Raw genomic sequence first — 9,592 nt, forward strand, 5'->3', positions numbered from 1 at the left:
GTGTTGAACCGGTGCTTGAGGCGGGTGCGGTACCCGATGGCGTAGCGCGGCCAGTCCTTGGCGTACTCGGGGCGCGCGTCGCGGAAGCAGCGCTCGATGAGCTTGTCGACGTCCGTCGGTTCGGCCTGCCCGTCCTCCGAGGTGTCGCGTCGGAGGGCGAGGTTCAGCAGGTTCGTGGTGTGCTCGATGCCGTAGCGGGCCATCACGACGCAGCCCGCCACCAACAGCAGCAGCCCCAGCCAGAAGGCGGGTCCCGTCGGGCCGAAGAACAGGGTCGAGAACGCCAGCAGCGCGACCGCACCCCCGACCACCGCCGGTTTGCGGTCCTTCGGCTCCGGGAGGAGCATTCGCCGCTCGTACCGGGTGGGCGGCACCGGATCCGGCTCGAAGAACTTCCGCGCCCGGTCCTGGCGGTTCCCGGAGGTGCGCTCGGTGTCGACCTTGTGCTTGCGCTCGGCGTCGAGCTGCCGCTCGACCATGCCGTCGACCAGCAGCGACAGGTGCCTGCTGATCTCGTCCTGCCGATCGGCGGGCAACCCGCCGAAGGCGGTCACCGCCGTGAACGAGCCGTCCGACTCGTTCGCCCGGACGTGGTCGAGGAGATCCCGGACCACGCGGTGAGCGCGCTTCCACCTGTCCTCCGGCGAGGACTCGCAGAGCTTCCAGGCGTCGCGGATGCCGGTGACCAGTTCCGCCGTGAGGTCGCTGAAGCTGCGCTCGCTGAGCACCGAAAGGACGTAGTAGTAGGCGCGCTCGGTCGACTGGCGGCCGTTGAAGACGAGTTCGCGGAACAACTCCTCGGCACGCCTGGGCACACCGCCGGTGAGGTAGGCGAGCGCGACCTTGTGCTTGCGCTCGGGGCCGGCGTCCTCACCGACCGTGTAAATGGTGGCGTTGTGGTGGACGCTCTCCACGAGCACACCGATCTGCTGTTCGACGTGGGCGTTGCCGGAGGCGACGTTCCGGTTGTCGACGTCGGGCAGGTCCTCGATCACCGGGACCTCCGGGTCGAGCCGTAGTTGACGCCGATCTGCTGCCCCACGCGGGCGTTGCCCCGCGCGGTGTTCGTGTTGTGCACGACCGGGGTCGGGAAGGGCGGCGGCTCCTCGTCGGCGGCGACGTCGTCCGCGTCGGGTTCGAGCGCGGTGATCAGCGCGATGGCGAACGCGGCGGCGTTGCGGGCCGCGAGCCGCTGCCCGCCCGCGCGGTCCGCCTTGGCCTTCTTCCCGTTGGCGTGGTCGCTGATACCGCGCACCGCCACCGCGTGCACCCGGTCGCCCAGGTGGGCCGCGTGCGCGAACCCGGAGCCCTCCATGTCCACGGCCACCGCGTCGTTGTACGAGGTGCGCAGCCTGCGGGCCAGCTCCGAGGTGCGGGAGTCGAGCACGACGTCACCGACCGCGATGGGCTCGAAGTGGGCTACCGGCGCCTCGCCCTCGGCCCGGTCCGGGAGGAACGAGTGCCAGGCGTTGCCGCGCACCAGCCTCCTGGCCTCCTGGTCGAGGCGGTGCGAGACGGACCAGGAGGAGGGGCGCACGAGGAACTCGTCGTCCTCGCTGCGCCCACCCTGGTAGGAGTAGATCTTGGTGGCCACGACGACGTCGCCGATCGCCAGCCAGTCCCGAAGACCGCCCGCGACGCCGACGAACACCATGGTGGTGGGCGCGAACTCGGTGTTGGCCCGCTCGGTCAGCGTGGCCGCGGCGGTGGTGCCCGCCCCGGTCAGCACCAGGGCGACGCGGTGCTCCGGGTGGCCTGCCACCGTGCCGACGTCGAACACGGTGCCGGACGGGTGCCGGTGCGGCCGCACGCCCTCCAGGTGCTCCAGCACGGCCGCGTGCTCCACGTTCAGTGCGGTCATGATCACGTTCACGGTTCTCGCTCCAGAAGTGTCGGGACGCCTGGGAACAGGCGCCTGAACGGTGTGTCGCAGCGGGGGTGGCGAGTTCGCCGACCTGGTGCCGGGACCGGGGCGCGGCCACCGGTCGGCGACGGCATCAGCTCTCGACGGTGGTCTCGTCCCAGTCGCGCGCCCACTGCTCGCGGCGGTCGCGGTCGCGGACGATCCAGTTCTCGCCCTCGGAGACGATCGACTCCAGGATCGGGATCGCCCTCTTGACGCCCGAGGTCTCGTAGGCGACGTCGGCGAACTGGGCCTCGGTCTCCTCGTCCGCCTGCTGGTCCTTGAAGTGGTCGACCTTGAGCCGGATCTCCTCGCCGCTCATCAGGACCAGGTGGAACGTGCCGCTCTTCAGCTCCTCCACTTCGGACTCGGCCGCGTCGCCGGTCGTGGTGCGCACGCCCTTCTCCGCCACCCGGGCCGAAGCGATCTTGTCGTAGCTGAACACCTGGCGCGCTTCGTTGCGCGCTTCGCCGGTGTGCGCGTCGAGGTGCACCTTGAAGGCCCGCACGCCGTGGTAGGTGAGCAGGAGGATGTGGACGTTGTACGCCGCGTACCGGGGTGGTCCGTACTGCACCCTGCTGCCCCGGGCGAAGGGCGCGCGTTCGGTCAGCACCAGTGCTTCGATGACCTCCCGCCTCGGCAGCTGGGCGCGCTTGATCGCGTCGGACACCAGGTAGAACTTGTCGAGCGTGTGCCACCAGGCGATCTGCGCGTCCTTCGGCCGGTCCCGGAGCCTCTCCACGAGGGCCTGGTACACCTCCCTCTCCTCCCGGTGGTCGCGGGCCGCTTCGGCCACCGCGACCCGGTTGGCGTGCCACACCGCGGCCACCCGCACTCCGTGCCGGAGGACGAGCCTGCCGGTCGGCACCAGGACCAGCACGGCCAACAGCTCGCCCGTCAGCAGCGCGCCGCACAGGCCGGCCAGTGCGGCGACCACCCCGAGTCGGTAGCCCCACGTCGCCTTGAGCACGTCCTGGTCGGCGGCCAAGCCTCCCCACTGCCATCGCGAGTACAGGCGTTCCGCGTGCCAGTCGACCAGCCACCTGACGTTGGCCGGGGCGACGTCCTCCGCGCGGTACGACCTCGTGATCCGGTTCTTCAAGTGCGTGCGGTGGCCCTTGGTGTGGCGGTCCCACTCCTCCGCGCCCGGGCCGCCCTTCTTCGGGCCGACCTTCCGGAAGCGGTAGTCGACCATGGCGCTGATGTCCTTGTCGAACCCGCCGATCGCGTGGAAGTCGGGTGCGTCGGGCTGCTCCCCCTGCCCCTCGCGGATCCGCTGGACCACGGCGCCGTGGCGCAGCACCAGGTACCCGCCTACCGACAGCAGGGGCAGTTCGAGCAGCAGACCGACGTGGAACGGACCTGTCACCAGCAGCGCCACCCCGAGGAGCACGCCCAGCGAGGCGAGGGCGCTCCGGGCCCGGTCCCGCGCCGCCGGCCGGAGGAGGGGCGGCCGGTACGGCTTCGGCTCCGCCGGGTCGGGCTCGAAGAACTTCTCGGACTGGCTCCTGCGCTCCGGGACGGTGCGCTCCTTGAGCATCCGGGCCTTGAGGTCGGCTTCCCAGCCCTCGTCCCGCACGTCTTTGATGACCGCGTCCAGGTGGCGGAAGATCTCCTCCTGCCGCACGAGCGGCAGGGCCCGGAGCAGGCCGAAGGCGTAGTCCCGACCGCTGTCGGCCTCCCCGCCGTACACGCGGCGCGCCCAGCGCAAGAGCTCCCAGACCACGTCGAAGGCGTCCACCCACATGTCGCGCGACCCCGCCGAGCAGATCCGCCTCGCCTCCTTGACCCGGTCGAGCAGCTTGCCCGTCAAGTCGACGAACGACCGCTCGCCCATCACGGCCAAGGCGTAGTGGTAGGCCCACTCGGTCGAGGTCCAGCCGCTGCGCAGCAGGTCGTCGAGGATCTCCTCCGCGCGCCGCGGCGCCCCGGCGTCGAGGAGGTTGCGGGCCACCTCCAGCTTGCGCTCGGGCGGGTCGCCCTGGTTGACGTGGTAGGTGCGCCGGTCGTGGTGGATGGTCGTGTCGCCAACGTGCACGCCGATCTGCTGGTCGACGTGCGCGCCTTCCGATGCCACGTTCTGGTTCTCGACGTGCGGCACGCCCTGGCCGTCCGGTCCGGTGCTCACCGCCGGTCCCCCGTCCGCTTCGCGCCGGGGTCGGCGTTGTCGCGGCTCACCGGCGAGGCGGGCGTCGCGGCAGGTGGCGGAGTGCGGTCGTCGATCAGGATCACGGTCATCTGTTCACCCCAAGGCGGGCCGCTGTCGCGGCTCCGTCGTCGTCGTGTGCTCGAGGTCTGCGGAGGGCGAGTTCCGCGGCACGGCCCGGTCGAACTCCCTGCGGCAGCAGTCATCGCAGTGGTGTGGAGCTGGAGGGGAATGCGGCCCGGAGGCCGCGAGTGGGGTAGACGGTAACGCGGTCCGGCGTTTTTCGTCAACCTGACGATTATGATGATCACGCAGGTCGCGCCCACTCCGAGTAGAATGTTGCAAGTGGACAGATGATCGCCCGGCGGTTGCCACCGCGGTCACCGAAAGCGACGATCATGGCCGACAGGACGTGGAAGATTCCCGAGATCGCGATTGCCGTCGATCTCGCCGTGCTCACCGTGAGGGAGGGCGCCCTCCAGATCATGCTCGTCGAGCGCGGGATCGAGCCCTACCGCGGGAAGTTGGCCCTACCCGGCGGTTTCCTCTTCGACTCGGACGAGGGCCTGGACGCCGCCGCGGAGCGCGAACTCGCCGAGGAGACCGGTTTGGACGCGAGCGGCCTGCACCTGGAGCAGCTCAGGACCTACGGCGCGCCCGACCGTGATCCGCGACAGCGCGTGGTGACGGTCTGCTACCTCGCGTTCGTGCCCGGGCTGGCGACGCCGACCGCGGGCGGTGACGCGCGAGCGGCCGGGTGGGTGCCCGCAGCGACCGCCCTGCACCCGGGCACCGAGTTGGCGTTCGACCACAGGTCGATCATCGAGGACGCCGTCGAACGGGCCCGGAGCAAGCTGGAGTACACGACCCTGGCCGCCGCGTTCTGCGGCCCGGAGTTCACCGTCGCCGAGCTGCGGCGGGTGTACGAGACGGTGTGGGGCGAGGCGCTGGACCCGCGGAACTTCCACCGCAAGGTCACCGGGGCCGCGGGCTTCCTGGTCCCGACCGGGGCTCAGACGACGCGGGACGGCGGGCGTCCCGCCGCGCTCTACCGCCGCGGCCCGGCCCACGTGCTGCACCCGGCGATGCTGCGCCCGCCCTCCCCCAGGCCGGGCACCAGCCGAACCTCCTGACCACCGCGTCCCGGACGATGTCGCGGTGGTCGAAGGCGACGCGCGCCGCCGCGGACAGGAACTCCGGGAGCGCCACCCAGCGAGCCGCGCGGGCGTCGCTGCCGCCGGTCACGGGCGGCGACCCGGCCAGGTAGCCGTGGAAGGCCCGGCTCACCACGGACCCGCGCGGGTCGCGACCCGGCTCCCGGTAGCAGCCGAAGCGTCTCAACCGGCCGCGGGCGACCTCGATCCCGGTCTCCTCGGCCAGCTCCCGCACGGCCGCGTCCGGCACGCTCTCCCCCGGTTCCACGAAACCGCCGGGCAGGGCCAGGGCCGCGCGGAACGGCTCCTTGCCGCGCTCCACCGCCAGGACCGACAGCACGCCGCCCTGCCTGGTGAACAGCACCACGTCCGCCGTGAGCCTGCCGCCGACAGGCCATGGTCCATCGTTGTCCGTCATGCTGCCAAGCTAGCTTATTGTCAACATGACATCAAGGGTTGGACGGTCGAACGGCGCTTGGTTGAGCCAATTGTCATAGTGACAGCAGCTCCGACGGCCGGATTTCGCTCAAGAGGTGGCCGGGCGCGGCCTCATCATGGGCGGCGAGATCGCGGTGGCGCCCCCGGCCCGGTAGAGCGCCGCCGGACGGCCGTTGGGGGTGGGGCGCTTGCCCCCGGTGGGCACGATGAAGCCGTCCGCCTCGGTGACCTTGCGGTGGAAGTTGGGCTTGTCCAGCTCCACGCCCCAGACCGCTTCGTAGACCGAGCGCAGCTCGCCGATGGTGAACTCCTCACCGCAGAACGCGGTCGCGATCGTGCGGAACTGGAGCTGGGCGCGGGCCAGTTCGAGGGCGTCGCGCAGGATCTCGTCGTGGTCGAAGGCGAGCCCCGCCCGCTGCGCCCGCGCGACCGGGAGCCACTGCGCCGCCCGCGCGTCCGAGCCGGCGCTCGGCAGCGGCAAGTCGGGCGCGATCGCCAGGTAGGCGCAGGTCACGACGCGGGGGCTGCGCGGGTCGCGGTCCGGGGCGGAGTAGACGCCGACCTGCTGCAGGTGGAGCTTCTCCGCGTTGACGCCGGTCTCCTCGGCCAGCTCGCGCGCGGCCGTCTCGTCGAGGCTCTCGTCACCGCGGAGGAAGCCGCCGGGCAGCGCGAGCCGACCCGCGAACGGCTCGGTGCCGCGCTCGATCACCAGCGCGCACAGCTCGCCGTCCCGGATGGTCAGGATGACGAGGTCGGCGGTGAGCGTGACGATCTGCCTGGGACGACTCATGCCGGCGAGGATACGAGCACGCGGCCGGCGGCGGTCCGGGCCGCCGTTCACGTGCGGTGGCAACTCCTCGATCAACTCGCCACGGAGCCGGTCGAGGAGTTTCAGGGAACTCTGAGATCGGGTCGCTAGCGTCGGCCGAACCATTCCCGTGCCAGTTCAGGAGGGATTCGTGAGAGTGATGCCTAGGATCGCCGGATCGGTGTTCACCCTGGTCTCGGTGCTCCTGCTGTCCCTGGTCGGCTCAACGGTCGTCGCGTCGGCGCAGGCTGCCCCGCACACCCGGACGTGGCAGCTGAAGGATTACGGCGCCCCGCATCGGATGTGCGTCCAGTACGGCCCCGAGGGGAGGACCCACCAGTCCTACTTCATCTTCTCGGTCATCGGGAGCTGGTCCACCGACCTCGACTTCGGGATGCGCGACCTGCCCCCCCGGCTGGACCGCCACGCAAAGCCGCATCCCTCCGGGCTCCAACCACCCCGACCCCGACGACGGCTCGGTCAGGGTCAACGGGTTCACGCTCGTGCAGGGGTCCGCGACGGTGCCGTTGGCGACCTACCGCGCGCAGATCTGGGTGTCGGACGGAACGGTGACCGATACCCACCCGGCCGACATCGTCGTCACCACCGCGTCCTGGGTCGACTGCATGCAGGGACAGGCGTGAACCGGGGGCGCTGAGGGCGTCAGGAGGGCCACGCCGGGCGGTCTGGCGATGATCCGAACGGGTGATGTCGGTGCCGGCGGCTAACCGTCAGCGGTTCACGGCGATCTAACAGCCCATGACGGTTTTCGCTGCGCGGGCGGGCCGCGTGATCGTGCGCGCCCGGACACCCGTGCCGGCATCACCCTTCGACGCCCTGCCGCCCGGTGGGCGCCCCCGGGTCGTCCTGGGCACGTCGGATCGACCCGACGCCGCCTCGTGGGCGACGTCGTACGCGAAGCGGGGCGGGCGCGGCGTGACCCCGGTGCCGCCCGCCCCGGGCACCCTGGCCGCCGCGTCCCGCACCGCCGACCTGGTGGTCCTGAGCGCGCGGACCGAGGCCGAACGGGCGCTCGCGCTCGACGTGGCCGCCTCGGCGCACTGCCCGGTCGTGGCGGTCCCGCCCGGCGGCACGTGGCGCGACGACGCACCCGTCCTGGTCGGCGTGCGCGACGACCACCTGTCCCGCGCGACGCTGTCGGCCGGTTTCGGCCTGGCCAGGGCGCTGGGGACCGGTGTCCGGGCGGTCTGCTGCACGCGCGAGCCACCGGCCTCGCAGCTCATTGCGACAACCCGCGCCGCGATCGACCGTTGCGCCCGCTGCCACCCCGACGTGCCGGTCGACGTGCGGGTCGCCAGGTCCCACCCGGTCACGGGCCTGTCCCGCCACGCCCGACTGGCCTCGCTCCTGGTCGTCGGCTGCGCCCCGACCACCGCGACCTCCACCAGCCGCCGACTCCTCGACCGCTGTCCCCACCCGATCGCCCTAGTCGGCCCCCTGGTCCCCGCCGACCAACCCTGGACGGCTTGACCAGCGAGTACGGGAAGCCGTCCGATCAGCGGCCTTCTTCCTCCGTCAGCCGCGCGAGCAGGGCGAAGCCGTGCCGGTCCACCGAGATCGCGGTCGCGGAGAGGACGACCACCGCGGTGCCGGCCGCGCGGTCCAGGCCCAGCCAGGTGCGGAAGCCGCCGGTGCCGCCGTTGTGCCACGTGATGGCGCGGCCGTTGCGCTCGATCGTGATCCACGCCGCGCCGATGCGCACCACCCGGCCGGTGAAGTCCTCGACGGGGTCCAGGGCGGCGATGCCGGGGGCGGAGCCGTCGAGGAGGGCGGCGGCGAGGCGGGCCATGTCGCCGATGCGCGCGCGGATGCCCCCGGCCGGCGCCAGCGCCTCACCCGTCCACGGCCGGCGCTTCCGGCCCCACCTGGTGGTGCCGGTGAGCGCGTCCGGTCGCAGGTCGGCCGGGGTGGCGGGCGCGTAGAGCACGTCCAGGCCGAGAGGGGTGGCGACCCGGTCCCGGAGCAGGCCCTGGAACGTCGTGCCGGCGGCGCTCGCCAGGGCGTGCCCCAGGAGCTGGAAGCCCAGGTTGGAGTAGCGGGGGCGGGCTGGGCCGGGGCGCACGCCGCGTGCCTGCGCCAGCAGCTGGTCGAGCGTTTCGCCGTACGGGTTCGTGCCGTGCAGCCACAGGTCCAGCGACTTGCGCAGCGGTGAGGCCGCCGCGGGCAGGCTCGGCAGGCCCGAGCGGTGGGTGGCGAGGGAGGACAGCGTCACGCCCGCCACCGGGGCGCCGTCCAGCGGCAGCAGCTCGCCCAGCGCGGTCGACGGCCCGACCTCGCCACGTTCCCGCGAGTCGGCGTAGAGCAGGCCGGTGATGCCCTTGGAGATCGAACCGATCTCGAAGTCGGCGTCGGCGGGCGCGCCCACGCTCGCCACCGAGATCCCGGTGGACGACACCGTGGCGACGGCGGCCACCCGGTGCCGGGACCCCAGGCGCGCGACCAACTCCTCCGCGAACGTTGCACCCGACAAGACCCACACCCCTTGACACGCTCCGACACGGCGACGAGCGAACCGTAGCCCGCGCGCCCGTGATCGACATGCCCCCTTCGGCTACCGGTGGTGTGACTTCGGTCTGAGCCGCCCTGCGGGTGGTGCGCGGTTCGGCCGGTACCTGGATCCCACCGATGGCCACTCACCTGGTGTGATCCTTTCGATTCGACACGCCTCACCTGATCGCCGCAGAACACCCCAATCCCGGCACTCCGGGTAATTCCAAGTTGGTCTACTCAGGTGACCGAAACCGTCAAGGTGCGGTTCTGCAGGGTGGTCGTTAGCTTCGGCAGGACTGGCGCCGCGGGGTGCCGGTCGTGCCGGGCGCCGCGGGGTGCCCGGCCTTGCGAGGGGGATTTTCTCTATGAGACGCAGGAATCTGCGTGGGTTCGTGCTGCGCGCGTTCGGCGGTGCGATGGCGGTGGTGCTGGCGACCGGCTTGGTCAGCGGTGTCGGGTGGGCGGCGCCCGAACCGGCCTCGGGTGAGGCGGTGAACGCCGCCGAGTCGTGGACGCCGCGGGCCGAGGTCGCGCGGACCCCGGTGGGCGGCGCGCCACCGGACCGGCCGTGGCGCGGCGGCGAGGTCGGGGCCCGGACCGTTCCACCGCGCGCTGGCGGCGCTGCCCGTACG

Annotated in this window: 8 protein-coding genes and 3 pseudogenes; 5 read left to right on the forward strand and 6 right to left on the reverse strand. The window is 72.1% G+C overall.

Annotated elements, in window-relative coordinates:
* The 3 genes and pseudogenes from ACFV4N_RS33730 to ACFV4N_RS33740 all read right to left on the reverse strand — a co-directional run.
* A pseudogene (locus ACFV4N_RS33730) lies at positions 1 to 995 on the reverse strand (hypothetical protein); the annotation flags it as partial.
* Positions 992 to 1,861 (reverse strand): 5'-methylthioadenosine/S-adenosylhomocysteine nucleosidase family protein, encoded by an 870-nt coding sequence (locus ACFV4N_RS33735; RefSeq protein ID WP_499676710.1) that lies wholly within the window; start codon positions 1,859 to 1,861, stop codon positions 992 to 994. The pseudogene ACFV4N_RS33730 and the gene ACFV4N_RS33735, both read right to left, overlap by 4 nt.
* 136 nt (positions 1,862 to 1,997) lie before the next feature.
* On the reverse strand, positions 1,998 to 4,031 hold the full coding sequence (locus tag ACFV4N_RS33740; RefSeq protein WP_499676711.1) for a hypothetical protein: 2,034 nt from the start codon (positions 4,029 to 4,031) through the stop codon (positions 1,998 to 2,000).
* 416 nt (positions 4,032 to 4,447) lie between these two features.
* On the opposite strand from ACFV4N_RS33740, the gene ACFV4N_RS33745 reads away from it, so the two are divergent.
* Positions 4,448 to 5,182, forward strand: a complete 735-nt coding sequence (locus ACFV4N_RS33745) for an NUDIX hydrolase (RefSeq protein WP_499676712.1) — start codon at positions 4,448 to 4,450, stop codon at positions 5,180 to 5,182.
* A gap of 19 nt (positions 5,183 to 5,201) precedes the next feature.
* Here the strand turns inward: ACFV4N_RS33745 and ACFV4N_RS33750 are convergent.
* Together ACFV4N_RS33750 and ACFV4N_RS33755 are read right to left on the reverse strand one after the other, a co-directional pair.
* A pseudogene (locus ACFV4N_RS33750) lies at positions 5,202 to 5,621 on the reverse strand (NUDIX domain-containing protein); the annotation flags it as partial.
* A 108-nt stretch (positions 5,622 to 5,729) separates the two neighbouring features.
* Positions 5,730 to 6,431, reverse strand: coding sequence for an NUDIX hydrolase (locus ACFV4N_RS33755; RefSeq protein ID WP_499676713.1), 702 nt, complete (start codon positions 6,429 to 6,431; stop codon positions 5,730 to 5,732).
* A gap of 178 nt (positions 6,432 to 6,609) precedes the next feature.
* On the opposite strand from ACFV4N_RS33755, the pseudogene ACFV4N_RS33760 reads away from it, so the two are divergent.
* The 3 genes and pseudogenes from ACFV4N_RS33760 to ACFV4N_RS33770 all read left to right on the forward strand — a co-directional run.
* Positions 6,610 to 6,819, forward strand: a pseudogene (locus tag ACFV4N_RS33760) (hypothetical protein); the annotation flags it as partial.
* A complete protein-coding gene (locus tag ACFV4N_RS33765) occupies positions 6,746 to 7,093 on the forward strand; it encodes a DUF5980 family protein (protein ID WP_499676717.1) in 348 nt (115 codons plus the stop codon). The pseudogene ACFV4N_RS33760 and the gene ACFV4N_RS33765, both read left to right, overlap by 74 nt.
* A 115-nt stretch (positions 7,094 to 7,208) precedes the next feature.
* Positions 7,209 to 7,940: a hypothetical protein gene (locus ACFV4N_RS33770; protein WP_499676714.1), complete on the forward strand. Its 732-nt coding sequence runs from the start codon at positions 7,209 to 7,211 to the stop codon at positions 7,938 to 7,940.
* Between the two features lie 25 nt (positions 7,941 to 7,965).
* Here ACFV4N_RS33770 and ACFV4N_RS33775 read toward each other — a convergent pair whose 3' ends face one another.
* Positions 7,966 to 8,940: a serine hydrolase domain-containing protein gene (locus ACFV4N_RS33775; protein WP_499676715.1), complete on the reverse strand. Its 975-nt coding sequence runs from the start codon at positions 8,938 to 8,940 to the stop codon at positions 7,966 to 7,968.
* 385 nt (positions 8,941 to 9,325) lie between these two features.
* Here ACFV4N_RS33775 and ACFV4N_RS33780 point away from each other — a divergent pair.
* Positions 9,326 to 9,592: hypothetical protein (locus ACFV4N_RS33780; RefSeq protein ID WP_499676716.1), on the forward strand; the 267-nt coding region annotated here is incomplete at its 3' end.

Source organism: Actinosynnema sp. NPDC059797 (genome assembly GCF_042732085.1).
GTDB lineage: Bacteria > Actinomycetota > Actinomycetes > Mycobacteriales > Pseudonocardiaceae > Actinosynnema.